Source organism: Pseudomonas sp. Z18(2022) (genome assembly GCF_036346535.1).
Lineage (GTDB): Bacteria > Pseudomonadota > Gammaproteobacteria > Pseudomonadales > Pseudomonadaceae > Aquipseudomonas > Aquipseudomonas yamanorum_A.
Genome location: NZ_JAOTOA010000002.1, coordinates 346,196 through 370,552 on the forward strand (window position 1 = coordinate 346,196; position 24,357 = coordinate 370,552).

Sequence of the window (24,357 nt, forward strand, 5' to 3'; positions counted from 1 at the left end):
GCTTGTGAGACTCTGAGGATCCTGGGCAACCAGCCATCGCAGAGCCAGGCAGGAACCGGCGATGACAAGCCAACCTGTTTGTGAAGAGGGCGCCGAAAGGCGCCCTTTGTCGTTTCTGGTATTTCAGTTCTACTTCGAAGTCCCTGTCTGCTGGAACAACTGTGCCGCCGACCCGTTGTCACTCACACCATTGGTGCGCAGCGCCGCCAGAATGTCCCGGTCCAGCATGCTCACCCAACGGTTGTAGTTGCGGTGAATCTTGCCGTCCTTGTAGCCCAGGTCGCGGCTGTCGCGGTAGGTGATGGCGTAGCTGGTGGCCGTGTAGCGGATGTCGATTTCAGCGTGGTACTGGTTACGCACGTTGATCTCGGCCTGTACCAGTTGCGGGCTCAGGCGCTGCACCACCCATTCGCGTTTGTTCAGGGCAGCCACGATGGTCTGCTTCATTTTTTCTTCGTTGACCTGCGGGTTCGCCGGCAAGTCGTGCTGGGTGTTGAGCACCGGTTTGTTGGTGCAGCCAGCGGTGGTGAGCAGGGCCAAAGCAACCAGTGTTGCGCGTAGCAGGGAAGACATTCCATTTCTCCAGTCAGTAAAAAAACTTACGCCCAGCGGCGGAAAATCAGCGAAGTGTTGACGCCGCCAAAGGCAAAATTGTTGTTCATCACGTAGTCGCTGTGCAGCTCGCGGAATTCGCCTTGCAGGTAGTCCAGCTCGCCGCAGCGCGGGTCGATGTGGTCGAGGTTGAAGGTGTGCACGTATTGGTCGCGGTTCATCATTTCGATGCTGAACCATGACTCCAGCGCGCCGCACGCGCCCAGGGTATGCCCGAGGAAACTCTTCTGGGAGCTGATGGGCATGCGGCTGCCGAACAGGCTGCTGGTGGCCAGGGTTTCGGCGATGTCGCCCTGGTCGGTGGCAGTGCCATGCCCGTTCACATAGCCGATGGCGTCGGGTTGCAGCCCTGCGTCTTCCAGGGCCAGCTCCATGGCGCGGCGCATGGTTTTCTGTTCGGGGCGGGTGGTGTGCTGGCCGTCGGCGTTGCTGCCGAAGCCGACGATTTCGGCATGGATATACGCGCCACGGGCCAGTGCGTGTTCCAGCTCTTCGAGTACCAGCATGCCGCCACCTTCGCCGATCACCAGGCCGTCACGGCCACTGTCGTAGGGGCGCGGGCTGGTTTGCGGGGCGTCGTTTTTCAGGCTGGTGGCGTACAAGGCATCGAAGACCATGGCTTCGGTGGGGCATAGCTCCTCGGCGCCACCTGCCAGCATCAGCGGCAGGCGGCCGAACTTGATGGCTTCATAGGCGTAGCCGATGCCCTGGCTGCCGCTGGTGCAGGCGCTGGACGTGGGGATCAGCCGGCCGGTGAGGCCAAAGAAGATGCTGATATTCGCCGCCGTGGTGTGGGGCATCATCCGCACGTAGGAGTTGGCGTTCAGCCCCTCGGCCACCGAGTTCAGCAGCATATTGCCGAAGGCCTTGATCTCGTCGGTGCTGCCGGTGGACGAGCCACAGGCCACGCCCATGCGTCCGTCCTTGATCGACTCGTCGCCCAGTAGACCGGCGTCTTTCAGCGCCTGTTCTGCCGCCCACACCGCCAGGCGGGAAACCCGGCCCATGCTGCGCAGTTGCTTGCGGGTCCAGTGGGCGGGCACCACGAAATCATCGATCGGCCCGGCCAGCCGCGTATTCAGTTCGGTGAAGCGATCCCACTCGTCCATGCGCCGGATACCGCTGCGGTTGGCGCGGAAGTTGGCGGCGATGGTTGCCCAATCGCTGCCCAGGGACGTAACGCCGGCCATGCCGGTGACCACCACGCGCTTCATCAGCACAGGCCTCCATTCACGGCCAGTACCTGGCGGGTGATGTAGCCGGCTTCCGCCGACATCAGGAAATTCACCGCCCCGGCGACTTCTTCGGGGGTGCCCATGCGCTGGGCCGGGATCATTTTCATCAGTTCTTCCACGGGCACGTTTTCATCCAGCATCGCGGTGTCTATCAGCCCGGGAGCCACGCAGTTGACGGTGATCTTGCGCTTGCCCAGCTCGATGGCCAGGGCTTTGGCGGCGCCGATCAAACCGGCCTTGGAGGCGCTGTAGTTGACCTGGCCACGGTTGCCGATCAGCCCGGACACCGACGTGATGCACACGATGCGTCCGGCGGCGCGACGACGAATCATCGGCATCATCACCGGGTGCAGCACGTTGTAGAACCCGTCGAGGTTGGTGCGCATCACCACGTCCCAGTCGTCTTCCGACAGCGCCGGGAACGCCCCGTCGCGGGTCAGCCCGGCGTTGAGCACCACGCCGTAATACGCGCCGTGTGCTTCCACATCTGCTTCAAGAATTTCCTTGCAGCTGGCGCGGTCGGCCACATCGAATTGCAACACTCGGGCCTTGCGACCCAGCGCTTCGATTTCGACCTGTACTGCATCCGCCTCGGCACGCCCGCTGCGGCAATGCAGCACGATGTCGTGCCCGGCCTGGGCCAGGCGCAACGCGATAGCGCGGCCGATGCCACGGCTGGAGCCGGTCACCAATACGGATTCAGTCATGGCGTGGTGTCCTTCGATTCATCTAAATAGTTGGCCGCCTGGGGCGGTCGAAATACGTTCAGGCGTGCACTCGCCTGGATACCGTCGCCGGTGAGGTGGCATTCGAACACACCCATGCCGTTGTCGTCTTCCAGGGAGCGCAGGCCGTGGATGGTCAGCTCGCTGCCGGCGGGAAAGTGCTCGACGTTGCACTCGAATTTGCGCGTGCCCAGCAGGAAGCCCAATTCCACGGCTTCGCCTTTCTGGCGTGCGCGGCAACCGGCGTAGGCGGCGACGCTTTGCGCCATCAGCTCAATCCCGACCCACGCGGGCAGGCTGCCGTCGGTGCGGTTGAAAAGACCGTCGGGCTTGACCGTCAGACGGGTGTGAATCTGTTCTTCATCAAAGCTCAGGACCTGATCGATCAGGATCATGTCACCGGCGTGAGGCAGCAGTTCGGCGAGCGGCCAGTCAATCATGGGGCGTCTCCGATAATCAGGCTGACGTTGTTGCCGCCGAAGGCAAACGAGTTGCTCATCAGGCAGCGTTTTTCCAGAGCATCGCCGGGCGACGCCCACTTCAATACGGGCAGTGCCGGGTCGGCCTGGCCATCCCAGACGTGGGGCGGCACTCCACCTTCGTCGAGGCTCAGCCAGCAGAACGCCGCTTCCAGCGCACCGGCGGCGCCGAGGGTGTGGCCGGTCATGGGTTTGGTCGACGAGCAGGCTACGCCGTCCGGGAACAGCGCCGCGACCGCCAGGGCTTCCATGGCGTCGTTGTGTTGCGTGGCGGTGCCGTGCAGGTTCAGGTAGCCGATCTGAGCAGGCGCCAGTTTTGCGCTGGCCAGGGCCTTGCGCATCGCCTGCAGCGCGCCCTTGCCGGTGGGTTCGGGGGCCGAAATATGGTGGGCGTCGCAACTGGCGCCACTGCCCAGTAGTGCGACCGGCGCCGCGGTTTTGCTCATCAGGAACAGCACGGCGGCTTCACCGATATTGATGCCGTTGCGGTTCACCGAAAACGGGTTGCAGCGCTCTGCCGAGACCGCTTCCAGCGACGAAAAGCCATTGAGGGTCAGCTTGCACAGCGTGTCGACGCCACCGCAGATCACTGCATCGCACACCCCAAGGTCCAGCAGGCGCTGGGCACTCATCAGCGCCCGGGCGCTGGAGGTGCAGGCGGTGGAAATCACATAGGCCGGGCCGCTCAGTTGCAGCCAGTCGGCGAGGAAATTGGCCGGGGCGCCGAGCTCCTGTTGCTGGTAGTCGTAGTCGCCGGGGAACTGCTTCTCCCGCAGGTAATGGGCGATACCCCGGCTGGCTTCATCGATGCCCGAGGTGCTGGTGCCGAGCACGATACCGATGCGCGATGCACCGAAGGTCTGGATCGCTTGGCGGATCTCGTCGTCAATCTGCAACGCCGCTTCCAGCAACAGCTGGTTATTGCGGCTGTGATGGGATTCCAGCCCGGCCGGGAGGGCCGCCAGTTCACCCTTCACGCCCGCCACCGGCAGCACACGCTCCGGCACCCAGCCGCTTTCGGCGCGCATGCCGGAGCAGTCGCCGGCAAACAGGTTGCGGCTGACTTCGCGCTTGTCGCGGCCCAGGGCGCAGATCACGCCGAGGGCGTTGAGGTAGGCGGTCATCGGGCGGCCTCAAGGGGCGAGATGCGGTAGCTCAGGTGTTGCTGCCCAATCACGTCCACGCGAAACACCAGGGAGGAGTGATAGGTGATCTTCCAGTGGGACGGCAGGGTACGGGTCAGGTCCATTTCCTGGGTGCCGGGGTACAGCGCCGACACTTCATCCGCCGAAGTCAGGGCAAACAGCAGCGCGGCAAACAGCTCCCGGGCCTGGGGATTGGGCGGCAGCAGACCGTCGGCCTGCCAGGCGCCGTTGACCAGCTTCTGGCGGGCCTGGGGAATGCCCAGCGGGTCCATCATCGACCAGCGAATCCCGCCGCCTTCGCGCTGCATCACCAGCAACCAGTCCTGGCGCTGGCCGTCCTGTTCACGCTGCACGTGCAGTTGCAGCGGCAGGCTCAGCACCGGGTTTTTCGACGGCAATGGCGGCTGGCTGGCGCAGGCGCTCAGCAGCAACAGGCAGCCGATCAACAGCATTCGGATCATGTTTCAGGGCTCGCTAAAGGTTTGCGGGCGACCACGTTGACCAGGGTTTCTTCGCGCTGGCCGGCCGGTGGCGGCTGGCGCAGGCCCCAGCGTTCAAGCAGGCCGAAATCGGTGGCGCGGCTCCACCACAGGTACGGGTACGAGACGTTCTGCGGGCCGAACTCAAAGCCCTGCTCGCGGATCATCTCAAGGTACTCTTCTGCGCTTTTCTGCACATGCATCGGGTGACGGAACAGCCAGCGGATTACCCAGGTGTCGATATAAGCTTCGGTGGATTCGGCGAACAGCAAATAGCCGCCCGGCTTGAGCACCCGGTAGAACTCTTTCAGCGCGCGATGTTGTTCCACCAGGTGATGGAAGGTCTGGTGACAGAACAGCACATCGACACTGGCGTCGGGCACATCGAGGGTCGCGCAATCGCTGCCGATCAACTCGATGGATAATCCCTGGCGCGCGGCTTCTGCTCGGCTCAGGTCGAGGCTGTGGGGGTCAGCGTCCAGGCCGATCAGGCGCTCGGGGGCGAACACCTGCTGCAGGTACTGGAACGATTTGCCCTGGCCGCAGCCGGCGTCCAGCAGCACCGGAGCGACCGGCAGCGGGTCGCTGAACAGGCTGCGCAGGTCGTTGATTGCCACGCGCAGCACATGGTGCTGCCAGGTGTGGCTGCGCAGGAACCAGAAGCCGAATTTGGTTTCTTCGACGTAGTTCTTACTTAAATACTGGCTGCTCATATTTTCTTCCTTGTCCCTGACGGGGCGGCCCACGGTGCCAGCATGAAGCTGAATGCCAGCCCCAAACTCACCGATAGCCCAAAATTACTCACCGCCGGCGTGCTGGAAATGGCCAGCAGGCCGAACGATAGCCAAGTAGTCACGGCGGCCAGCAGTGTGCCCAACAGGCTCACGGCGGCGCCGCCAATTTGTTCACGCATCAGGATCGCGTAGTCGACGCTGATGGCGGTCACCAGCAGCAGGCCGAACAGGCTGAACAACGTCAGTGGCTGCCCCAGCCAACCGAGGCTGGCCAGGCTGCACAGCGCTGCCAGCAGCGGCAGGGCGACGATGCGCAAGGCACCGCCGAAGCCGAACGGCAGGATCAGCAACAGCACGATCAACACGCACGACATCAATTTCAATTCGGCCGCGCTGATCTGCGTGGCGGCAAACACCTGGTTCAAGTCGCCGAGGCGGTCCACCAACTGCACGCCGGGCAGATCCAGGGCCTGCACCCGTAGCAGGGCCGGGTTGTTCAAGCCTTGCAGGCTCACCATTGCGGCCACGCCGCCGTCGACATTCCCCAGCCACAGCGTGCGCCACGGCTCGGCCAGCGGGCCGACCAGTGCTGCATCGATGTCTTCGGTGGGGAGGGCCTGCAACTGGGCCAGCTCGGCTTGCAGTGCGGTGGCGGGCACGCCGAGGTCGAGCAATGGCTGCCAGTACTGCGGCAGCTGGTTCAGGGCTTCGCGCAGTTGCTGTTGCTCGGCGGGCGCATTGACCAACTGGTTGAGCGCCAGGTAACCCTGGAGCTTATCCATGTTCACCAACTGATCCAGGCGCTGGCCCAGCGCGGCCTGGCGTTCCAGCAACTGTTGTTGATTGTCTGCCCGCACCAGGAAGAACTGGCTGGTGGGCTGAAACCCGGTAATCCGCGCAACCGCCTGGGCTTCCTGCAGCAACTGCGGCGGTGCACCGATCCATTGGCGGATATCGTTCTTGCTGTTCAGGTGCCACAGGCCGCCGGCGCAAAACACCAGTACCAGTACCAACAGCACCGGACTCGGCAGGCGCTTGAGCAGCGACTCACGCACGCTCAGCAGGACCTCGGCAATGCGCAGCGGCCATTGCGCCGGACGCAGGTCGACGCCCTTGAGCAAGGCCGGCAACAGGCACACGGCCGACAGGTAAGCACCCACCAGGCCCGCCGCCGAGAACACCGCGATTTGCGTCAGCGCCGGGAAGGGCGTCCACGCCAGGGCCAGGTAACCGATGCAACTGGTGGCCAGGCTCAGGCTCAGGCCCGGCAAGGTCAGGCGCAAGGCCGGCCAGCTGCGCCACGGGCTCATGCTCCAGCTCTTGGACAGGTAATGCAGCGGGTAATCCACCGCCACGCCGATCAGGCTCGAACCCAGCACCAGGGTGATCACATGCATATGCCCGAACAGCGCCACACACGCCACCGCGCCAAACAGCATGCCCACCAGCACCGGCACGAACGCCAGCAACACCCGCCAGCGCCGGAACGCCAGCAGCAACAGCAACAGAATCCCGACCGTCGCACCGCCGCCAACCCAGGTGATCTCCCGCGTGGCCTGCTGCTGCCCATTGGCCGCGTACAACAGGCCGCTGGCAGCGAGCAATTGCGCGCCTTGCTGGTCGGCCTGCTCGCGGCTGGCCTTGAGTAATTCGGCCACTTGCAGCGGCAGTTTCATGTCGAACGCATTGCCGGTGGTGCGCGCCCGCAGCAGCACCCAGCTTTTGCCGTCGGCATCGGCAATCAATGCGCCGCTGCCGATATCCAGTTGCACCGAGCCGTGTTGCGGTTGGCTGTTCTGGATGCGCCCGGTGAGGCCCAGCCAATCGTCCTGGCTTGGCACCAGGCTAAAGCCGGTGAACGGGTCGAACAGCGCCTGGACCCGCTGCTGGATAAACGCCTGGGGCTCGTCGATCAACTGCTCGCGGTCCTTGGCCGAGAGCATCGCCAGCCGGCCTTGCAGCAACTGCTGACGCAGGGCCGGGAGGTCGGCTTGGAGGTTCCACTGGACCTTTTCAAATAGGCCGCTGGCTTGCCAGCGCTCGCCCAATTGCTGGGCCATGGCCACGGCTTTTTGCCGGTCGGCATGCCCCACCAGCACCAGCATTTCGCGGTTCAGCGGTTCCTGCATGCGCTGTTCGGCGCGCAGCTCCAGCGCGTCCGGCGCGGTGCCGGGCACCAGTTCCATCAGGTTCGCCGACAGCGGCGCGCCATGGCGCCATTGCCAACCCGCCAGGGCCAACACGGCCACCAGCAGGATAAGAAACAGGCGCGGCAACCAGCGTTCACTCGGCAAAGTCGTGTTGCTCCGCGTCGCTCAATGGCTGGTTGCTGGTGCTGTCCTGCATCCGCAATACAGTGCTGTCGCCCTGGGTTTCCAGCAGCTCGATCTTCTGCACCAGTTCGCCGCCGTCGATATTGATCTGGGTGAAGACCTGTTTGAGCAGCAGCGAACGCGGGATCAACGTGAGTTTCCACTGGCTGGCTTCGCCTTGCAGCTGCAGTTCGAAGTCACGCTGCAAGCCACTGCTGTCGCCCTGCAAAACCGCGAGGAACAAACGGTTCTGCTCGGCACCGGCGCTCTTGTTCGGCAGCAGTTGCCAGCCGCTGGCGTCACGCCGGGCGATGCCGGTGGCGCTGATGCGGTAGTCCTGTTGCAGCGGGGTTTTCAGCAGCCACAGCAGGCCGTGGTCCTTGGCCAGGACGAAAGTGCCTTTGCTGACCAGCGGTTGCGGCAGGGCGCGCAGGTGTTTTTCCTGGATGAAGTTGCCGTGGATTACTGACGGTTTTGCCAGCTGATCGCTGAGTTGTTGCAGGTCGAAGGCGTGGGCCAGACTTGGAATACTCAACAACAGCATTAACGCGGTCCTTGTAGGAGCGAGCTTGCTCGCGAAGAACCTGAGGGCGCCGAGAAGTGTCAGGCGTCTCGCGTTATCGTTGACGACCATCGCGGGCAAGCCCGCTCCCACAGGGTGGTGTGTCATGACAGTGCCCTCTCGACTGCGTCGACAAATACTTTCGGCGAGGCCAACTGCATCTCGCGGCTGGCAATTTCTACCGCCACTTGCACGGTGCTGGCGCGGGTCAGGCGCTCGCCGGTGGCCTTGTCGCTGATCAGGTAATTGACCTTCAAGCGGTTCTCCCACTCCACCAGGCTGGCGCGCACGTTGATGGTCTGGCCGAAGGTCGCGCCGCGCACATACCGCAGTTGCATATCGATCACCGGCCAGGCGTAGCCCGACTCCAGCATCGTGGTGTAGTTGTGGCCGAGCTTGTCCAGCAAGGCGCAGCGGGCGACTTCCAGGTACTTCACGTAGTGCCCGTGCCACACCACGTTCATGGTGTCGATATCGAAAAACGGCACGAGGATTTCAGTGTCGCAATGCAACACGCCCTGGCTACGCATGCAGCCTCCAGTGTTGCTCGGCGATGCGCTTGAGGCACAGGCGCAGTTCGCCTTCCAGTGCGCGGTCTTCGATCACCGGCGGGAAGTCCTTTGCGAGCTCAATGTGCATGGCGGCCAGCGCCGGCGGCAGCGGGCGGGCGTCTTGCGCCTGGGCCCGCAGCCACACGCCCTGGTTGGCGGCCAGCAAGGTGGCGGCGGCGACTTGTTCGGTCAGCTCCAGCACGCGAATCGCATCGCGGGCCGCGATGGTGCCCATGCTCACCTTGTCCTGGTTGTGGCACTCGGTGGAGCGCGAGAACACGCTGGCCGGCATGGTGTTTTTCAGCGCTTCGGCGGTCCAGGCGCTGGTGCCGATCTGCACGGCCTTGAAGCCGTGGTTGATCATCGCCCGCTCGGCCGGCGCACCGGACAGATTGCTCGGCAGGCCGTGGTTGTAGCGCACGTCCACCAGCAGGGCGAGTTGGCGGTCCAGCAGGTCGGCGACGTTGGCCACCAGGGTCTTGAGGCTGTCCATGGCGAACGCGATGTGGCCGCCGTAGAAGTGGCCGCCGTGCAGCACGCGTTCTTCTTCGGCGTCGATGATCGGGTTGTCGTTGGCGCTGTTGAGTTCGATCTCGATGAACGAGCGCAGCCAGTTCAGGCTGTCGGCCAACACGCCCAAAACGTGGGGCGCGCAACGCAGCGAGTAACGGTCTTGCAGGCGATGCAGCGGCGCGGTCGGGGCATCAATCGCGAGGTCCTTGCGCAGCCAGGCGGCGACTTGCATCTGCCCCGGGTGCGGCTTGGCGGCGAACAGGCGCTCGTCGAAGTGCTCCGGGTTGCCTTGCAGCGCCACCACGTTCAGCGCGGTGATGCGTGTGGCCAGTTGCAGCAGGTAGTCGGCGCGGGCGAAGGCCAGGCAGGCGAGGCCGGTCATCACGGCGGTGCCGTTCATCAGCGCCAGGGCTTCTTTCGGGCGCAGCACCAGCGGGTCCCAGCCCAGTTCGCGGTGCACGTCGGCGGCCTGGCGGCGTTCGCCTCGGAACATCACTTCGCGTTCACCGGACAAGGTCGCCGCCACGTAGGACAGCGGCGTCAAATCACCGCTGGCGCCCACCGAGCCTTCTTCAGGAATCAGCGGCAGCACGTCGAATTCAAGGAATGCATGCAGGCGCTCCAGCAACTCCACGCGCACCCCGGAAACGCCGTGGCACAGCGACTGCAACCGCGCCGCCAGCACGGCGCGGGTGGCTTGCTCGTCCAGCAACTTGCCCAGGCCACAGCCGTGGAAGGTGTAGAGATGGCGAGGCAGCGCTTCGACGTGCTCCAGCGGCACCGCCACCACGCATGAGTCGCCGTAGCCGGTGGTCACGCCGTAGATCACGCCTTCCTTGTCCAGCAACGAATCGAGGAACTGCGCGCCCTTGGCGATACGCTGGCGATACGGGGCATCGGCTTGCAATTGAGTCGGCGCCTGACGGTTGGCCAGGGCCAGCACGTCTTCGATGCGCAAAGGGAGTTCGCCGAAGGTTACCGGCTCAAGATGCGTCGTCATCGGTCTTCCAGAAAGGGTAAAAGTTGAACCATTGTCGGGGCGCTTCCAGGCAGAACTGGCCCAGGCGCTCGGCGTAGCGGGCGGTCCATTGGGCGATCACCTGCTGGCGGTCGCTGCGTTTCCATTCGATCAGTTGGGCGAACGGCTCGATGATCAGGCGGTAGCGGCCTTGATGCTTCAAGCACATCAGCAGGTTGACCGGGCATTTCAGCAGGCCGGCCAGCAGCCACGGGCCTTGGGGAAAGGCGGCGTCATGGCCGAGGAAGTCCACCCGCACCGTGCGCCCTCCATGCAGCGGCACGCGGTCGCCGGCAATCGCCAGCCACTCGCCGTCGTCCAGGCGCTGGCTGAGCATCATCATTACCGCAGGGTCGAGTTCGCTGACCTGGATCAGGCGCAGATTGGTTGCCCCGGCTTCGCCCAGGATGCGGTTGAAACGTTCGGCGTGCTTGGTGTGCACCAGCACGTTCATCGTGACCTTTTCCCCCAGCTCGGCGAGGGCGCGGCACACTTCAAGATTGCCCAAGTGCGCGCCCACCAGCATCTGCCCGTGTTCGCTACGCAGCTGGCCGCGCAGTTGGGCCGGGTCGATGATTTCGATCTGTTCCAGGCGCAGCTTGCCGTTCCATACGTCGAGCTTGTCCAGCAAGGCGTCGGCGAACGCCATGAACTGGCCGAAGACCCGCCGGTGGGTGGGGCGCAGGTCGTCGCGCTGGCCCCAGTCGGCCAGGCGTTGCTGGTACTGCCAGGCGCTTTGGCGGGCCGTGCGGCCGAACAGGAAGAAGTACAAAACGATGCCGTACAGCAGCGGGCTCAGCAACCGGCGCCCGAGGACTTTGGCGGCGAAGGCGGTGAATTTCATCAGCCAGAAGCTGCCGCGCTCTTCGCGGTCGGCCCAGTGCCGGGTGTCCTGGGTCATGCCTGCCACCGGCGCCAGAGGATCATTGGCGCGCGCACCAACATGCCGAAGAACAGCCGGGTGTGCATCGAGGAAATCAGCGCGTTGTCGTGCACCAGGCGAAAGTGCGACAGGCCATCGGCGGGGTAATGCACCTGGGTCGGCAGCCAGCGCATTGGCTGGTTGCGCCACGACAGGCGCACCAGAATGTCGGAGTCGAAATCCATGCGCTTGCCGATGTTGGCCGAGTCCATCAGTGCCAATACCGGCGGCAAGGGATACACGCGAAAGCCACACATGGAATCGCGGATTTGCAGCGACAAGGTGTTGATCCACACCCACACGTGGGTCAGGTAGCGCGCGTAAAGGCGGCCCTTGGGCACGCTGTCGTCGTATTCCGGGTAGCCGCAGATCACCGCATTGGGGTGGGTGCGCGAGGCGTCGAGGAAGGTGCCGACTTCCCGCAGGTCGTGCTGGCCGTCGGCGTCCACTTGCAGGGCATGGGTGAAACCCAGGCGCGCAGCTTCGCGAAAGCCGGCCATCACCGCGGCGCCCTTGCCCTGATTGGCGGGCAGGGTCAGCAGCGAGACGTTGTCGAGGGTTGCCAGTTGCGCCAGCACGGCGGCGCAGGCGGGGCTGCTGCCGTCGTCCACCAGCAGGCACGGCAGGCCGCTGTCCAGCACGGTGCGCACCACGGCGGGCACGGCGGCCTCGTGGTTGTAGACCGGGATCAGGGCGCAGGGGTTATGCATAACAGGCACCCTGTTGGCAGAAGCGCTTTTTGTGGTGAGGGAGCTTGCTCCCGCTGGGCTGCGAAGCGGCCCCAATACAGGCGACCGAGACCTGTCTGATAAACCACAGTGCCTGGGTTGGGAGTGCTGCGCACTCCAGCGGGAGCAAGCTCCCTCGCCACAGGGAGCGGATTTGCCACAGAGGGTTATTCACTCGCCAGCTCCAAAAGAATGCGCCCACTGGAGCAGGCCGCCGTCTCATTGCGGTAGGCGAAGTACAGCTTGCCGCGCTCCTGATCAAAGCGCAGGTGCAGTTCGATCCGGTCATCCGGACGCACCAGTTGCTGGAACTTGAGCACTTCCATCCCGGCGAATTGGCCCGGCAGCTTGAGCAGTTGCTGGCCCAGGCTCAGCGCCCAATCCACTTGCACCACACCCGGCAGCACCGGGGTTTGCGGGAAGTGGCCGCTGAAGTAGGCGAGGTCCGGCGGGATCGCCAGTTGCAGGGTCCATTCACCGTTGGCTTCGACTTGCTCCAGCACTTGCGGCGCTTTCGGGCGGGGTGCCAGCAGCAGGGCTTCGACCTCGGCCTGGGGCAGCTTGCCTTGGCTGTTCAATGGCAATTGGCGCAACAGGCGCCAGCGGCGGGGCAGGGCCAGGGCTTCGCAGTGTTGGCTCAAGTGCTGGCGCAGGGCTTGGGTGACGGTGCGCCGGCCCTGGTTGCGCAGGGCATGCAAACCGTCGCTGCTGAGCACCACGAGGGCACCGAGGGACGCGCGGTTTTCCTGCACCACGCCAAGGCGGGTTTCGGTGACCCAGGCGTGGTCTGCCAGCGCCTGTTCGAGCATTGGCAGGGAGATGCGTTTTTCTTCCAGCTTGACGATGCGGTCCAGGCGGCCCAGCAATTCGAAGCGGCCGTCGGCGTGGATGTTCGCGGCGTCGGCAGTGTGTTCGATATGCCCGGCGGGCAGGTACGGCGAGGCAATGCGCAAGGCGCCGTCGGCGTCCTGACTCAGGTGCACATCGGCAAACGGCTGCCACGGTTGTTCGCCCTGGCGCCAGGCGATGCCGCCGGTTTCCGAGCTGCCGAGGATTTCCGTCGGCCATTGCTGCAAGCGTTGATGCAGGCTGGTGGCGGCTTCAAGGGGCAGCGCGCCGCCGGAGGAGAACACCCGCTTGACCGGTGTGAGCGCTGGCCAGTCGAGGTTGTCGCCCATGCGCTTGAGCAGCGCCGGGCTGGCAACCCAGGCGAACTGCGCATGCTCGCGGCTGGCGCGCTGCAGGTCCTCGGGGAATGCCAGTTGGCGGCGCACAAAGGTGCGCCCGGCACACAACGGCCAAAGCACCCGGAACAGCAAGCCATAGATATGCTGGGTGGCGACGCTGCCGATGATGCAGGCCTCGCCCAGGTCGGCGCCCCACAGCGTTTCCAGGGCCTGGACCTCATTGGCCATCTGGCGCAGGGTTTTGTCGATGCGCTTGGGCTCGCCGCTGGAGCCGGAGGTGCACAGGCTCAGGCAGATGGCGTCCAGGTCCAGGGCAGCGGCGCTCAATGGCGCTTGATAGAGCGCGTCCAGGTCGCCGGCCTCGGTCAGCCAGGCGTCGACGGCGTCGTCCCAGCGCTGGCGGGTTTGGGGTTGCAGGTCGGCGGGCAACAACACGCTGACTCCGGCGCGCCACGCACCCAGCAGGGCGATCGCCAGCAAGCCGGCATCTTCCAGGTGCACGGCCAGGCGCTGGATGCCCCGGGCTTGCAAGCCGGCGGCCAGGCTCAGGCACTTCTCCCACAGCTGTGGGTGATCCAGGGCAGGTTCGGTGGTAACCCAACGCTGACCTACAGGCTCAAGCAGCAAGTGCTCAAGATTCAACCAATTCATACGCGGCCTCGAACCCTTTGTCGTACCAGCCATTCCACGGCAAACAACAGCCCCATCAGCCCGTAGGCGATCATGCCGTTGTACAACGTCCACCAACTCAGCGGCGCCCACAAGGTGAGGGCGGCGGCGAGCAGGCCGTTACACAGAAAAAACACACTCCACACCACGGTGACCTGGCGCGTGTACACAATCGCTTTCTCGGGCAATTGCGGCTCGGTCATGCGGGCCAGGCGCTCGACCATCGGCGGCCCGTATTTCAGGCTCAGGCCGAACAGCGTCAACATGAACGCGCTGACCAGGCTCGGGTACCAGCGCAGCATCTGCGGGTTGTCGAACCAGGCGAGCATCAGGCAAAAGACGATGATCGCTGCGGCCATCCAGCGACTGCCCGGGCGCCTGGCGCCGGTCAGGGCGCGCAACAGCCACAGGCTGCCCAGCAGCAGGCCGAATTGCCACGGTGCAAAATGCTCCGTGCCGTAATACACCGCAAAAGGGTACAGCAGCCCCGCCAGCAACAGGCCAAGGCCGATCAGCCGGCTCATGCGGCCGGTTGAACCAGACGGTAGACCGCCTCGACCACGTCGTTGACCGTGCGTACGGCCTTGAACTCTTCGGCGGCGATTTTCTTGCCGGTCTGGCGCTTGATGTGGTCGATCAGGTCCACTGCGTCAATGCTGTCGATTTCCAGGTCCTGGTACAGGTTGGCGTCGAGCGTGACGCGTTCAGGTTCCAGTTCAAACAGTTCCACCAGGGCGTCGCGCAAGGTGTTGAAAATATCGTCACGAGTTTGCATGGTACGGTCTCAAGCTGCCTGTCGGGCCGTGACGAACGCCGCGAGGCTGGCCACGTTGGTGAAGTGATTGCGGGTGTCCTTGGCGTCGGCATCGATCTTGATGCCGTACTTTTTCTGGATTGCCAGGCCCAATTCCAGGGCGTCGACTGAATCCAGGCCAAGGCCTTCGCCGAACAGGGTTTGCTCGTTGCCGATGTCGCTCTCGCTGATGTCTTCCAGGCCCAGGGCCTCGATGATCAGCGTTTTTATGTCGTGCTCAAGGCGGTGTTGGTCGCTCATCTTCGGCGAGCTCCTTAATAAAATACTGGTGCAGGTAATCGTTGAGCTTGCGTGATGCCTGGGGCGCAGGGCCCTGTGCGGCAAACGCCTGTGGTTCTATATCGGCACCCACGCGCAAACTGAAGTGAAAACGGCGATTGGGGATGCGATACCAGGGTTCGGCCTTGGTCAGGGTGGTGGGGCTGACCCTGATCACCACCGGAGTAATGATGCTCGCACCTCGCAAGGCAATGGCGGCGGCGCCGCGATGAAAGGTCGGTGCCTGGCCCGGCGAAGTGCGGGTGCCCTCGGGGAAAATGATCAGCGTCTGGCCGTCCCGCAGGGCGTCGGCGGCAGCGTCGAGCATGTCGGCGCTGCCGTCGTTGCTGATGTAGCCGGCGTCGCGCACCGGCCCACGGGTGAACGGGTTCTGCCACAGGCTCTGTTTGACCACGCAGTTGGTCTGGCGCATCAAGGCGATCAGGAACACCACGTCCACCAGCGACGGGTGGTTGGCGATGATCATCTGGCCGGGACGGCCGAGCTTTTCGGCGCCTTCGACGCTGTAGGTCAGAATGCCCAGGCGCGTCATCATGCGGATAAACAGCCAGAACAGACAACTGATGGTGTGGCGGGCGCGCCGCTGATGCCGTTTGGCATCTCCCGGCAGGCAACTGAGCAGCGGAAACACCAGCACGCGCAAGCACAGGCCGCCGAGGCCAAACAGGGCGAAGGCGGCAGCGGTGGCGAACAGGCGCCAGTAGTAGGCCTGCCGAGGCTTTTCGGTCAGGGCTTGCGTTGCCAGTTCCATACTCGGTTCTTCCAGGCATGTTGGCAGGCGCCCTGTTCGTTCAGCAGGGTGCGCAGCAGGTTCAGGGCGTGGGGCCACTGGGCTTTGGTGGTGGGTTGGACAGCGGCCGTATTCAGTTCCAGCTGCCACTCGTCGCCCGGCGTCAGCAACAGGCCGAGGGCGTAGGGGAAGGGCACGTCGTCGATCCAGCGGGCGTAGGTTTCGGGCGGCTGCTCCTCGGTAATGATCAGCAACACAGCCGGTGCGCCTTCATTGAGCAGGGCAGCAGCTTCGAGCATGCCGTGCTCCAGGCCGTCACCGGCGGCGGCGAGGGCGGTCATTTCGCTGGTTTCATTGCGCAGGATCGACCACAGGCCAATCACCGCGTTGTGCACCGACAGGCTGAACTGGGTCGGCGACAGCGGCTCGTCGTTGGCCAGGTCGCTGAGAATATCGAGGGTGCGCGGGGTTTCGCCGTGACGGGAAACGAACACCAATGGCAGCTGCTGCAGGCCTTCGGCCAGTGGCCAGCCCACGCTGAAGGCCATGCGCGCCAGGCGGCTCAGGCGCCGGCGCTGCATGGCCGGCAGGAACGACACATCGGGGGCAGCGTCGCTGCTGGCGAGCAACGTCGGCTGCCGGCACCAGGCGCGCCAGTCGTCCGCGCTTTCGAGCCCTGGGGCCCAGGCGCGCCATTGGGCGATGTTGAAATTGATCACTGAGAAGTTATCCCGCCCCTGCGGGCATCCTTGTGCGGCTGTTGGCCCCGGATACGGGGACAGGGAGCAATGGCCGAGTGGGGCGCATTATCCCGGTGCCGTGGGGTTCTAGCAAACTTTGGTAAAGAATTGTTCACGAGTGATTACAAATTGGTTGTAAAGAATTACAGATTGTCCGTCATGCAGGTGGGGCAGCAGGTGTCAGGCAATTCCTGCTTTGTCGGACGGACGGGAAATTGTTGTGCGAGATAGAGCCTCTGATGCTGTAGTACAGGAACAAACGAGGTAGCTAACCAGCGCTTTTGCCCTCTACACTCGGTCATTCATTGATACACGGAGGTTTTTCCATGCGGCGCGTGGTGTTCAACCAAAAAGGCGGAGTTGGCAAGTCCAGCATCGCCTGCAACCTGGCGGCGGTCAGCGCCAGCGAAGGCTATCGAACCCTGTTGGTGGACCTCGATGCCCAGGCCAACTCAACCCAGTACCTCACCGGCCTGACCGGCGATGATATTCCTATGGGTATCGCCGATTTCTTCAAGCAAACCCTGTCTTCCGGGCCGTTTTCGAAGAAAAACCAGGTAGATATCTACGAGACCCCGTTCGACAACCTGCACGTCATCACCGCCACGGCGGAACTGGCGGACTTGCAGCCCAAGCTTGAGGCCAAGCACAAGATCAACAAGCTGCGAAAGCTGCTGGATGAATTGAGCGAGGACTACGACCGGATTTACCTGGATACGCCACCGGCGTTGAATTTTTATGCGGTTTCGGCGCTGATTGCCGCTGATCGCGTGTTGATCCCGTTCGATTGCGACAGCTTCTCCCGTCAGGCGCTGTATGGCCTGCTGGCAGAGATTGAAGAATTGAAGGAAGACCACAACGAAGGGCTGGAAGTGGAAGGGATTGTGGTCAACCAGTTCCAGGCCCGGGCGAGCCTGCCGCAGCAGATGCTGGATGAACTGATTGCCGAAGGCTTGCCGGTGTTGCCGGTGTACCTGACCAGCTCGGTGCGCATGCGTGAATCGCACCAGGCCAACATGCCGCTGATCCACCTGGACCCACGGCACAAGCTGACACAGCAGTTTGTGGAGTTGCATAACCTGCTGGAAAACGCGTGATTTAGCAGGCAACACAAAACCCATGTGGGAGCCTGCTTGTGTGGGAGCCGGGCTTGCCCGCGATGCAGTCAACTCGGTTTGTCAGTTACACCGAGGTGATGCTATCGCAGGCAAGCCAGCTCCCACATTGGGTCTTTGTTCCTACAGGGAAATCGTCGTCTTGCGCCGTTGCCTACAGTTACGCCAGAATCCGCCGGCTTGTGCGTCTGGATGGGCGTCTCTAAGGTTGCCCGGTCGCTGAATTCTCAGTGATCGGGTTTAGTAGCCTGTGAGAGGCGTCGTTCAATCCAGGAGCGTCGATTATGCTTAGAACTACCCCCAGCCTTTTCACAGTTATGCCCGGCCAAACCAACGAAACCCTGATCCTCAACACCTACGAAACCTTCTCCTCAGTCACCACCCTCTTGCTCGACCTTTCCGACGACCTCACCGGCAAGCAGCGCGATGTCGCGTTGGCCATTCATCAATTGAGCGAATTGGGCGTATTGCTGATGGGGCAAGTGATGGACCGGGGCGTCCCGCTACCTCAAACGCCCTGACTGCGCAGCCAGCTCATCAACTGCGGCAACGGAAACGCCCCGCTCTGACGCGCCACTTCCCGGCCATTCTTGAACAGGATCAGGCTGGGAATCGAGCGAATACCCAACTGAGCGGATAACTGCTGATTGGCCTCGCTATCGAGCTTGGCCAATCGGCACTTCCCGGCCAACTGCTCGGCAGCCTGTTCAAATACAGGTGCAAACGACTTGCACGGCCCGCACCATTCGGCCCACACATCCACCAGCAACGGCAGGTCGCCTTTGATCTGGCTGGCGTAGTCGCCCTGTTTCAGCTCAAAGGGTTTGCTTAACAGCACCGGTTGCTTGCAGCGCCCGCATTTAGGCGCATCGCCCAGGCGTTCATTGGGGATGCGGTTAAGACCGCTGCAGTGGGGGCAGGGGATGACGAGAGAGTCGGACATGGTGGGCTCCGTGAAAGTGGCCAATGGGTTCTATTTGGAGCCAGGGCAGAGGTTTATCAAGCGTCGACGCGAATGACTCATGCTCATACATTTTCGCCTGTGCTGACGTGAGGTGTTGTATCTAGGCTGTTGAGGTTGTTCCGCAATTGCGCCATTGGTCTGTTTTGGATTATCGCAAGTTGCGATAGTTGGGCGCCGAGACTAACCTTCATAGCAAGATGCGATAAGGATGTTGCATGCGAGTAATCAGCGAAAAAAGGATTTGGGAAGCGAAAGAAAAATGGCCGCGATCCGCGACGGCGCTCGATGAGTGGTATCGGCGAGTAAAGCGCAACAGCCCCGCAGACTTTGCGTCGATGAAAGGAATGTTTCCAGCGACGGATAAAGTAGGGCAATTTCATGTGTTCGATATCGGGGGCAATAAGCTCCGGCTGATCGCCTTTGTGCATTACCAGGTGCAACGAATTTATATCAAGTACCTGCTCGATCACCGCGAATACGAGCAAGGTAGGTGGAGGGAGAAAATCAAATGAGTGCACTCATTAAACGCGCTGCCGAGCATTGGGAATTTGTTTCGCCATTGCTGCGCAAACCAAAGAGCGAGGCGGACTATGATGTGTTGGTCAATGCTCTCGACGAATTGTTGGACCTGATAGGCGAGGACGAATCCAGCCCACTCATGAGTCTGGTGGACATTCTCAGCGACTGGATCGAGGCCTACGACCTTGAACACCGCCCGATGCCCGTTGCCAGTGGGGTTGATGTATTGCGGTCAATGATGAGCGAGCACGGCTTGAACCAAAGTGATCTGCCGGGCGTTGGTACGCAATCAGTCGTTTCGGAAGTGCTGAGCGGTAAGCGCCAGCTCAACTTGCGTCAGATTCGTTGGCTGGCGGAGCGTTTTGGCGTTTCAGTGGAAACCTTCATTTAGCTCGCTTACGACGAACAACTAATCTCCAAATGCTTCCCCCAGTCCGGCGGCCGCTGGGCGTACTGTTCCATCCCAGGCTGCTCTTCAAACGGCTTGGTCAGCACTTCATGCAGCCGACGCACTTCACTGTAATCGCCCAGCTCAGCCGCCTGGATAGCGTTCTGCGCCAGGTAATTGCGCAGGATATAAAGCGGGTTCACCCCATGCATCCGCTCACGCCGCTGCTCTTCTGTGCCGCTGGCTTCGCGCTCCACACGGGCCTTGTACAGATCCGCCCACTCTTCAAATCCCTTGAGGTCGACAAAGTCGTCGCGCAGTCGCGCCACAGCCAGCGCGGCTGATTCATCCCCCAGGCGGCGGAAGAACAGGGTGTAGTCGACGCCGCTGTTCTGCATCAGTTGCAGCAGGCGCTCCACCAGCTTCTGGTCGTCATCTTCGGCGGTGGTAAGGCCCAATCGGCGGCGCATCAGGTCCAGGTAGCGCGCCTGGAACAACGGCAGATACAACCCCAGCGTTTCCCGCAAAGCCTCAACGCTGATAAACGGCGTCAACGCCTGCGCCAACGCGCTCAAATTCCACTGCCCGATCGGCACCTGATTACTGAAGGAATAACGCCCTTCATGATCCGAGTGGTTGCAGATGAACTGCGCGTCAAAGTCATCCAGGAACGCAAAGGGCCCAAAGTCGAAGGTGATGCCGAGGATCGACATGTTGTCGGTATTCATCACGCCGTGGCAGAACCCATAGGCCTGCCATTTGGCGATCAGCTCGGCATTGCGCTCGACGATTTCGCGGAACATCGCCAGGTACGGCTCGGGCTGTTCCATGCACTCCGGGAAGTGCAACGACAACACGTGCTCCGCCAGCTCCTTCTGCAGCTCGGGTTTCTTGGTGTAGTAGAAATATTCGAAATGCCCAAAGCGCACATGGCTGTGGGCCAGGCGCAGCACCATGGCGGCCCGTTCCTGTTTCTCGCGCCACACCGGTGTGTCAGAGCCGATCACACACAGTGCGCGACTGCTGGGAATACCCAGCGCATGCAGCGCTTCGGAGGCCAGAAACTCCCGAATCGACGAGCGCAGCACCGCGCGCCCATCGCCCATGCGCGAGTACGGGGTTTGCCCGGCGCCCTTGAGGTGCAGGTCCCAATGCTCGCCTGCCTGGTTATAAACCTCGCCCAGCAACAGCCCGCGGCCGTCGCCCAGTTGCGGGTTGTACGAGCCAAACTGATGCCCGGAATAGATCATCGCCCGCGGCTCGGCCTCGGCCCACAGCTTGTGCCCGCCAAACAGCTCGGCGAATACCTGCGTTTCGGCCACGGCAGGGTCGAGATCCAGCAACGCCATGGCCGCCTCGCTCGCCACCACCAGACGCGGTTCGTCGATGGGCTCGGGCAGTACGTGGGTTGAGAAACCGTCGCCCAGGCGGGCGAAGCGGTTGTCGAAGGTCAGTTCGTCGAGGGCTTTCAACGGCCATCTCCTGAGCAGAATGTCCGACCATTCTGCTGGGGATAACGCGTTTAGTCGAGTTTGGCGGGCGGCGGCTCGGGCAGGTCCTGGTCCTGGGCGGGCGGCAGGATGGTCCGGTTTTCTTCCTCTACCGGCACCAGCTTGTATTCCTGGCCATGCAGGTTTTTCAGGTAAACCTCCATCTGCCGGAACGAGATGTTGATGTGGTGGTTCTTGAACTCGCGGTTGATGAAGCGGTTGACCTCATCGATCACCGGGTTGCGGTCGCCAAGATCCCGCACATGCATGCGCAGCTCGTGGTCGAGGGTGCTTTCACCGAAGTTGAGGAAGTACACGTGGGGCGCCGGGTCCTTCAACACGCGCGGGTTTTCGGCGGCGGCCTTGAGCAGTAATTCCTTCACCAGGTCCAGGTCCGAGCCGTAGTCCACGCCCAGTTTCAGGGTGACCCGGGTGATGGTGTCGGTCAGCGACCAGTTGATCAGTTGCCCGGTGATGAACGTTTTGTTCGGGACAATGATGTCTTTGCGGTCGAAGTCGGTGATGGTGGTGGCGCGGATGCGGATCTTGCTCACCGTGCCCGACAGGTTGCCGATGGTGATGGTGTCGCCGATCCGCACCGGGCGCTCGAACAGGATCATGATGCCGGAGATGAAGTTGGCGAAGATCTCCTGCATACCAAAGCCCAACCCCACCGACAGCGCGGCCACCAGCCATTGCAATTTGTCCCAGCTCACGCCGAGGGTCGACAGGGTGGAGACAAAGCCCACGCCGGCAATCACGTAGGACAGTAGCGTGGTGGTGGCGTAGGCGCTGCCCTGGGCCAGGTCGAGCTTGGACAGCACCAACACTTCCAGCAGGCCGGGCAGGTTGCGTGCCAGGGCGAAGGTGATGCCGACGATGATCAAGGCGCCGAGCAAGTCGCCGATGCTGATGGGCACCATGCTGATATTGGCGCCGGTGCCGCTGGTGTATTCGTAGAGGGTGACGTTGTCCAGGTAGGAAAACACCGAGATCAAGTCAGACCACACCCAGTACAGCGCGGCGATAAAGCCACCGAGCAAGGCCAGGCGAATCAGGCGCATCGACTGCTCGTTGACCTGTTCGATGTCCAGGGTCGGCTCTTCGATCACCGCTTCGCCATCACCCGCTTCCTTGGCCGCCTGGCGTTTGGCCAGGGCCCGCGCGTAGGCCAGGCGCCGTGCGGCAACCCCCAGGCCTCGTACGAAGGTGGCTTCGATCACCAGCCAGAACATCAGCAGGTACAGGGTGTTGATCAGCCGGTCGCTGAGTTTCAGAGCGGTGTAGTAGTAGCCAAAACACACGGCAATAAACAGCGCGACCGGCAGTGCGGTAAACACCAGACCGACGGCTTTGCGGAACAGCGAGGCTTTTTCGTGGGTCGGGCTATTGAGCAGCAGCCGACCGAGCAGCCACGCCATCAAGGCGTAGCAGGTCAGTACCACGCCAATGCCGAGCACGTCGTCTGCCAGTGCTGCCGGCTGGTGCTCGGCGATGGCTACTACGGCCACCAATGCCAGTACCACCAGCCCGAGCTTGCGCACCCAGCCCTGGAGGAATTCGACCTGGGGCTTTTCCCAGCGGAAATGCAGCTCTGCCACGCCGCCGGGCGCAAGGATTCGGTAGGCGGTGTAGAACACCAGCCACGCTTGGGCAATCTGTAGCAGGGCCGCGCCGAGGTTGGCGTTTTGCCCGCGGGCGTCGATCTGCAGCGCATAGCCGCACAGCGCCAGGCCCAGCGCCACCGGCATCGCCAGGGCGATATTCACCAGGATCGCCACCGGCGTATGCCACTGGCTGTCGCGCTTGAAGTGGCCAATGTCCATGTGGATTTTTTTCAGCCGGGCATACAGGGCGCTGCGGCGCCACAGCAGGGCACCGATCAACAGCAGCAGGGGCAGGAACAGCAGCGGGCGTTGGGTCAGGCCGTCATACAGTTCGCTGACGCTTGAAGCCCACGGCAGGGTGGTGACCTGTTTGCTCAGGTGCGCCGGTACGGTTTCCAGCCATTCGGTGTCCAGCGGCTTGTTACTGGGAATCCAGAACATCTGCTCGTCGAGGGTCGCCCGCAGGGTGGTGGCGGTGCTCAGCAGTTGCTTCTGGTTCAGTTGCAGGGTGATGGATTCGTTGAGCAGTGCGCTCAGTTCCCGGCTCAGGCGCTCCAGCAGGTCGCTGCGGGTGATCGCCAGTTCCAGCAGGGTGCGCCGCAGTTGTGGCGTCACCTGGTCGGCCGGCTGGTTGGCCAGCAGGCTGTCGACGTAGGTACTAGGGGTGCTGATCAGTTCGCGCTGTTGGTTGACCTCGAACTGGTACAGGCGAATGTTGGCGATGTCGTCCGCCAGGTCGCGGTCTACGGTCAGGCGCGGCAAGGCCTGCTTCTGTTTGTAGAGGATCTTGGACAGCAACAGGCTGCCCTTGAGTACGTTGATCTGCTCGTCCAGGGCCGAGTCGCTTTGGGTCACGCTGTCCAGTTGCTGCTTGGTCTGCAAGTTTTTCTGGGTCAGTTCGTTGAGCCGGTCGGTGCTTTTGAGCAGGTAGTCGGACAGTTTCAGGTTGGCCGCGCTTTCCGTGGCCAGCAGGCTGCTGCCACCGGCCTTTTGGGCTTCGATGGATTGCTGGGTCACGGTTTCCTGGGATTGGGCCAGGCGCTTCTGGTTGATCAGGGTTTGCAGGTCCTGGATTTCCTGCTCAAGGCGGGCGGTTTTTTCCAGCACCAGGTCGTGCTGGCTGTTGCCAAGGTCTTGCAGCTGGCTGTTGCCGGCCAGTTCCTGGCGACGCAAGGGAATCAGCGCGTTGAGGGCGGCCAACTCGGCGTTCAGCTGGTTGCGCTGGTCACCGCTGAGGGTCTTGCCGTTGTCTTTGCCGGCCTTGAGGGTCGCGCTGATCTGCTGGATACGCGTCTGGCTGCTGCTGATTTCGGTTTGGGCGCGCTCGGGGCGGGTCTGCGCCGCGATGGTCAGGCTGTTGGCGTCGGCCAGTTCCTTTTGCAGGTCGCCTTGCTGGGTGGTGCGCTGCACCAGCAGTTGCTCAAGTTGCGGCACCGGCAAGGTGGCGTAGCGCTGGGCGACCGGAATTACCTTGGTGGCCTTGAGCCGGACCAGTTCGCGCTGGTTGTCGACGGTCTGGCGCGGCGCGTCTTCGAGCTGGCGCTTGAGGTCCACCAGACGCTGCTGATAGTCCTGCTGGTTGCCGAGGAAGGTGAGGGTCTGCTGCAGGATGGATTGCAGCGCCTTCATGTCGGCGTCGGGCAGCTTGCGGTCCGGCAGCTTGTCCAGGGTTTGCTGGACGGAGTCGATGCTGGGCGGGTCGGCCGCGTGTACGGTGCCGACGCAGAGGGTCAGGCCTAGCAGGGCAGTGGCTAAAAAGGTGCGCAGGATTGTCATAGAGACCGGTCAAGCAAGGTGATAAATAGGGGGCGTCCTGACATCGACTGGCGCGCCGTCGCCC

Annotated in this window: 26 protein-coding genes; 4 read left to right on the top strand and 22 right to left on the bottom strand. The window is 62.8% G+C overall.

The window, feature by feature from the left end:
- Positions 1 to 129: 129 nt before the first annotated feature.
- The 19 genes from V3W39_RS06880 to V3W39_RS06970 form a co-directional block, all read right to left on the bottom strand.
- Positions 130 to 573: a hypothetical protein gene (locus tag V3W39_RS06880; protein ID WP_177041135.1), complete on the bottom strand. Its 444-nt coding sequence runs from the start codon at positions 571 to 573 to the stop codon at positions 130 to 132.
- 26 nt (positions 574 to 599) lie between these two features.
- Positions 600 to 1,826, bottom strand: a complete 1,227-nt coding sequence (locus tag V3W39_RS06885) for a beta-ketoacyl-ACP synthase (RefSeq protein ID WP_330212409.1) — start codon at positions 1,824 to 1,826, stop codon at positions 600 to 602.
- Positions 1,826 to 2,554 carry a 3-oxoacyl-ACP reductase FabG gene (fabG, locus tag V3W39_RS06890; RefSeq protein ID WP_076015466.1) on the bottom strand — a complete coding sequence of 243 codons (729 nt, stop codon included), beginning with the start codon at positions 2,552 to 2,554 and terminating at the stop codon, positions 1,826 to 1,828. The genes V3W39_RS06885 and fabG overlap by 1 nt, the downstream gene beginning before the upstream one ends.
- Complete coding sequence (locus V3W39_RS06895) at positions 2,551 to 3,012, bottom strand: hotdog family protein (RefSeq protein ID WP_177041139.1); 462 nt, start codon at positions 3,010 to 3,012, stop codon at positions 2,551 to 2,553. Before V3W39_RS06895 ends, fabG begins: the two co-directional genes overlap by 4 nt.
- A complete protein-coding gene (locus V3W39_RS06900) occupies positions 3,009 to 4,175 on the bottom strand; it encodes a beta-ketoacyl-[acyl-carrier-protein] synthase family protein (RefSeq protein ID WP_330212410.1) in 1,167 nt (388 codons plus the stop codon). The genes V3W39_RS06895 and V3W39_RS06900 overlap by 4 nt, the downstream gene beginning before the upstream one ends.
- Positions 4,172 to 4,657 (bottom strand): hypothetical protein, encoded by a 486-nt coding sequence (locus V3W39_RS06905; protein ID WP_330212411.1) that lies wholly within the window; start codon positions 4,655 to 4,657, stop codon positions 4,172 to 4,174. Before V3W39_RS06905 ends, V3W39_RS06900 begins: the two co-directional genes overlap by 4 nt.
- Positions 4,654 to 5,388 (bottom strand): class I SAM-dependent methyltransferase, encoded by a 735-nt coding sequence (locus V3W39_RS06910; protein ID WP_169386550.1) that lies wholly within the window; start codon positions 5,386 to 5,388, stop codon positions 4,654 to 4,656. Before V3W39_RS06910 ends, V3W39_RS06905 begins: the two co-directional genes overlap by 4 nt.
- Positions 5,385 to 7,703 (bottom strand): MMPL family transporter, encoded by a 2,319-nt coding sequence (locus tag V3W39_RS06915; protein ID WP_177114263.1) that lies wholly within the window; start codon positions 7,701 to 7,703, stop codon positions 5,385 to 5,387. Before V3W39_RS06915 ends, V3W39_RS06910 begins: the two co-directional genes overlap by 4 nt.
- A complete protein-coding gene (locus V3W39_RS06920; protein WP_177041522.1) occupies positions 7,693 to 8,355 on the bottom strand; it encodes an outer membrane lipoprotein carrier protein LolA in 663 nt (220 codons plus the stop codon). The genes V3W39_RS06915 and V3W39_RS06920 overlap by 11 nt, the downstream gene beginning before the upstream one ends.
- A 32-nt stretch (positions 8,356 to 8,387) precedes the next feature.
- Positions 8,388 to 8,813 carry an acyl-CoA thioesterase gene (locus tag V3W39_RS06925; protein ID WP_177041146.1) on the bottom strand — a complete coding sequence of 142 codons (426 nt, stop codon included), beginning with the start codon at positions 8,811 to 8,813 and terminating at the stop codon, positions 8,388 to 8,390.
- Entirely contained in the window at positions 8,806 to 10,347 is a 1,542-nt protein-coding gene (locus V3W39_RS06930; RefSeq protein WP_177076064.1) for an HAL/PAL/TAL family ammonia-lyase, read from the bottom strand. Before V3W39_RS06930 ends, V3W39_RS06925 begins: the two co-directional genes overlap by 8 nt.
- Positions 10,331 to 11,266 (bottom strand): LpxL/LpxP family acyltransferase, encoded by a 936-nt coding sequence (locus V3W39_RS06935; RefSeq protein WP_330212412.1) that lies wholly within the window; start codon positions 11,264 to 11,266, stop codon positions 10,331 to 10,333. The genes V3W39_RS06930 and V3W39_RS06935 overlap by 17 nt, the downstream gene beginning before the upstream one ends.
- Positions 11,263 to 11,997, bottom strand: coding sequence for a glycosyltransferase family 2 protein (locus tag V3W39_RS06940; RefSeq protein WP_330212413.1), 735 nt, complete (start codon positions 11,995 to 11,997; stop codon positions 11,263 to 11,265). Before V3W39_RS06940 ends, V3W39_RS06935 begins: the two co-directional genes overlap by 4 nt.
- 185 nt (positions 11,998 to 12,182) lie before the next feature.
- Positions 12,183 to 13,853, bottom strand: a complete 1,671-nt coding sequence (locus tag V3W39_RS06945) for an ApeI family dehydratase (protein ID WP_330212414.1) — start codon at positions 13,851 to 13,853, stop codon at positions 12,183 to 12,185.
- A complete protein-coding gene (locus V3W39_RS06950; protein ID WP_177076066.1) occupies positions 13,850 to 14,395 on the bottom strand; it encodes a hypothetical protein in 546 nt (181 codons plus the stop codon). Before V3W39_RS06950 ends, V3W39_RS06945 begins: the two co-directional genes overlap by 4 nt.
- A complete protein-coding gene (locus tag V3W39_RS06955) occupies positions 14,392 to 14,646 on the bottom strand; it encodes an acyl carrier protein (RefSeq protein ID WP_003209389.1) in 255 nt (84 codons plus the stop codon). The genes V3W39_RS06950 and V3W39_RS06955 overlap by 4 nt, the downstream gene beginning before the upstream one ends.
- Before the next feature lie 9 nt (positions 14,647 to 14,655).
- Entirely contained in the window at positions 14,656 to 14,925 is a 270-nt protein-coding gene (locus V3W39_RS06960; protein WP_008439197.1) for a phosphopantetheine-binding protein, read from the bottom strand.
- Positions 14,903 to 15,715, bottom strand: coding sequence for a lysophospholipid acyltransferase family protein (locus V3W39_RS06965; protein WP_330212415.1), 813 nt, complete (start codon positions 15,713 to 15,715; stop codon positions 14,903 to 14,905). The genes V3W39_RS06960 and V3W39_RS06965 overlap by 23 nt, the downstream gene beginning before the upstream one ends.
- The gene (locus tag V3W39_RS06970; protein WP_177041160.1) at positions 15,691 to 16,413 is read right to left on the bottom strand and encodes a beta-ketoacyl synthase chain length factor; all 723 of its coding nucleotides are present in this window, start codon (positions 16,411 to 16,413) and stop codon (positions 15,691 to 15,693) included. The genes V3W39_RS06965 and V3W39_RS06970 overlap by 25 nt, the downstream gene beginning before the upstream one ends.
- A gap of 347 nt (positions 16,414 to 16,760) precedes the next feature.
- On the opposite strand from V3W39_RS06970, the gene V3W39_RS06975 reads away from it, so the two are divergent.
- Together V3W39_RS06975 and V3W39_RS06980 are read left to right on the top strand one after the other, a co-directional pair.
- A complete protein-coding gene (locus V3W39_RS06975) occupies positions 16,761 to 17,531 on the top strand; it encodes a ParA family protein (RefSeq protein ID WP_003209397.1) in 771 nt (256 codons plus the stop codon).
- A gap of 302 nt (positions 17,532 to 17,833) precedes the next feature.
- Complete coding sequence (locus V3W39_RS06980; RefSeq protein WP_330212416.1) at positions 17,834 to 18,070, top strand: DUF6124 family protein; 237 nt, start codon at positions 17,834 to 17,836, stop codon at positions 18,068 to 18,070.
- Here V3W39_RS06980 and trxC read toward each other — a convergent pair.
- Positions 18,058 to 18,492 carry a thioredoxin TrxC gene (gene trxC / locus V3W39_RS06985; protein ID WP_177076068.1) on the bottom strand — a complete coding sequence of 145 codons (435 nt, stop codon included), beginning with the start codon at positions 18,490 to 18,492 and terminating at the stop codon, positions 18,058 to 18,060. The two genes, V3W39_RS06980 and trxC, sit on opposite strands and share 13 nt — an antisense overlap.
- Before the next feature lie 236 nt (positions 18,493 to 18,728).
- Here trxC and V3W39_RS06990 point away from each other — a divergent pair, with 236 nt between their 5' ends.
- Together V3W39_RS06990 and V3W39_RS06995 are read left to right on the top strand one after the other, a co-directional pair.
- Positions 18,729 to 19,025: a type II toxin-antitoxin system HigB family toxin gene (locus V3W39_RS06990; protein ID WP_177076070.1), complete on the top strand. Its 297-nt coding sequence runs from the start codon at positions 18,729 to 18,731 to the stop codon at positions 19,023 to 19,025.
- Positions 19,022 to 19,423 carry a helix-turn-helix domain-containing protein gene (locus V3W39_RS06995; RefSeq protein WP_177076072.1) on the top strand — a complete coding sequence of 134 codons (402 nt, stop codon included), beginning with the start codon at positions 19,022 to 19,024 and terminating at the stop codon, positions 19,421 to 19,423. Before V3W39_RS06990 ends, V3W39_RS06995 begins: the two co-directional genes overlap by 4 nt.
- Positions 19,424 to 19,428: 5 nt before the next feature.
- Here the strand turns inward: V3W39_RS06995 and selO are convergent, their stop codons facing one another.
- Together selO and mscK are read right to left on the bottom strand one after the other, a co-directional pair.
- The gene (gene selO / locus V3W39_RS07000; RefSeq protein WP_330212417.1) at positions 19,429 to 20,892 is read right to left on the bottom strand and encodes a protein adenylyltransferase SelO; all 1,464 of its coding nucleotides are present in this window, start codon (positions 20,890 to 20,892) and stop codon (positions 19,429 to 19,431) included.
- 50 nt (positions 20,893 to 20,942) lie between these two features.
- Complete coding sequence (mscK, locus tag V3W39_RS07005; RefSeq protein WP_177041168.1) at positions 20,943 to 24,293, bottom strand: mechanosensitive channel MscK; 3,351 nt, start codon at positions 24,291 to 24,293, stop codon at positions 20,943 to 20,945.
- Positions 24,294 to 24,357 lie beyond the last annotated feature (64 nt).

Coding starts and splice junctions, on each gene's coding strand:
- V3W39_RS06880 (WP_177041135.1), bottom strand. CDS start 573: ATGTCTTCCCTGCTACGCGCAACACTGGTTGCTTTGGCCCTGCTCACC.
- V3W39_RS06885 (WP_330212409.1), bottom strand. CDS start 1,826: ATGAAGCGCGTGGTGGTCACCGGCATGGCCGGCGTTACGTCCCTGGGC.
- fabG (WP_076015466.1), bottom strand. CDS start 2,554: ATGACTGAATCCGTATTGGTGACCGGCTCCAGCCGTGGCATCGGCCGC.
- V3W39_RS06895 (WP_177041139.1), bottom strand. CDS start 3,012: ATGATTGACTGGCCGCTCGCCGAACTGCTGCCTCACGCCGGTGACATG.
- V3W39_RS06900 (WP_330212410.1), bottom strand. CDS start 4,175: ATGACCGCCTACCTCAACGCCCTCGGCGTGATCTGCGCCCTGGGCCGC.
- V3W39_RS06905 (WP_330212411.1), bottom strand. CDS start 4,657: ATGATCCGAATGCTGTTGATCGGCTGCCTGTTGCTGCTGAGCGCCTGC.
- V3W39_RS06910 (WP_169386550.1), bottom strand. CDS start 5,388: ATGAGCAGCCAGTATTTAAGTAAGAACTACGTCGAAGAAACCAAATTC.
- V3W39_RS06920 (WP_177041522.1), bottom strand. CDS start 8,355: ATGGTCGTCAACGATAACGCGAGACGCCTGACACTTCTCGGCGCCCTC.
- V3W39_RS06925 (WP_177041146.1), bottom strand. CDS start 8,813: ATGCGTAGCCAGGGCGTGTTGCATTGCGACACTGAAATCCTCGTGCCG.
- V3W39_RS06930 (WP_177076064.1), bottom strand. CDS start 10,347: ATGACGACGCATCTTGAGCCGGTAACCTTCGGCGAACTCCCTTTGCGC.
- V3W39_RS06935 (WP_330212412.1), bottom strand. CDS start 11,266: ATGACCCAGGACACCCGGCACTGGGCCGACCGCGAAGAGCGCGGCAGC.
- V3W39_RS06940 (WP_330212413.1), bottom strand. CDS start 11,997: ATGCATAACCCCTGCGCCCTGATCCCGGTCTACAACCACGAGGCCGCC.
- V3W39_RS06945 (WP_330212414.1), bottom strand. CDS start 13,853: ATGAATTGGTTGAATCTTGAGCACTTGCTGCTTGAGCCTGTAGGTCAG.
- V3W39_RS06950 (WP_177076066.1), bottom strand. CDS start 14,395: ATGAGCCGGCTGATCGGCCTTGGCCTGTTGCTGGCGGGGCTGCTGTAC.
- V3W39_RS06955 (WP_003209389.1), bottom strand. CDS start 14,646: ATGCAAACTCGTGACGATATTTTCAACACCTTGCGCGACGCCCTGGTG.
- V3W39_RS06960 (WP_008439197.1), bottom strand. CDS start 14,925: ATGAGCGACCAACACCGCCTTGAGCACGACATAAAAACGCTGATCATC.
- V3W39_RS06965 (WP_330212415.1), bottom strand. CDS start 15,715: ATGGAACTGGCAACGCAAGCCCTGACCGAAAAGCCTCGGCAGGCCTAC.
- V3W39_RS06975 (WP_003209397.1), top strand. CDS start 16,761: ATGCGGCGCGTGGTGTTCAACCAAAAAGGCGGAGTTGGCAAGTCCAGC.
- V3W39_RS06980 (WP_330212416.1), top strand. CDS start 17,834: ATGCTTAGAACTACCCCCAGCCTTTTCACAGTTATGCCCGGCCAAACC.
- trxC (WP_177076068.1), bottom strand. CDS start 18,492: ATGTCCGACTCTCTCGTCATCCCCTGCCCCCACTGCAGCGGTCTTAAC.
- V3W39_RS06990 (WP_177076070.1), top strand. CDS start 18,729: ATGCGAGTAATCAGCGAAAAAAGGATTTGGGAAGCGAAAGAAAAATGG.
- V3W39_RS06995 (WP_177076072.1), top strand. CDS start 19,022: ATGAGTGCACTCATTAAACGCGCTGCCGAGCATTGGGAATTTGTTTCG.
- mscK (WP_177041168.1), bottom strand. CDS start 24,293: ATGACAATCCTGCGCACCTTTTTAGCCACTGCCCTGCTAGGCCTGACC.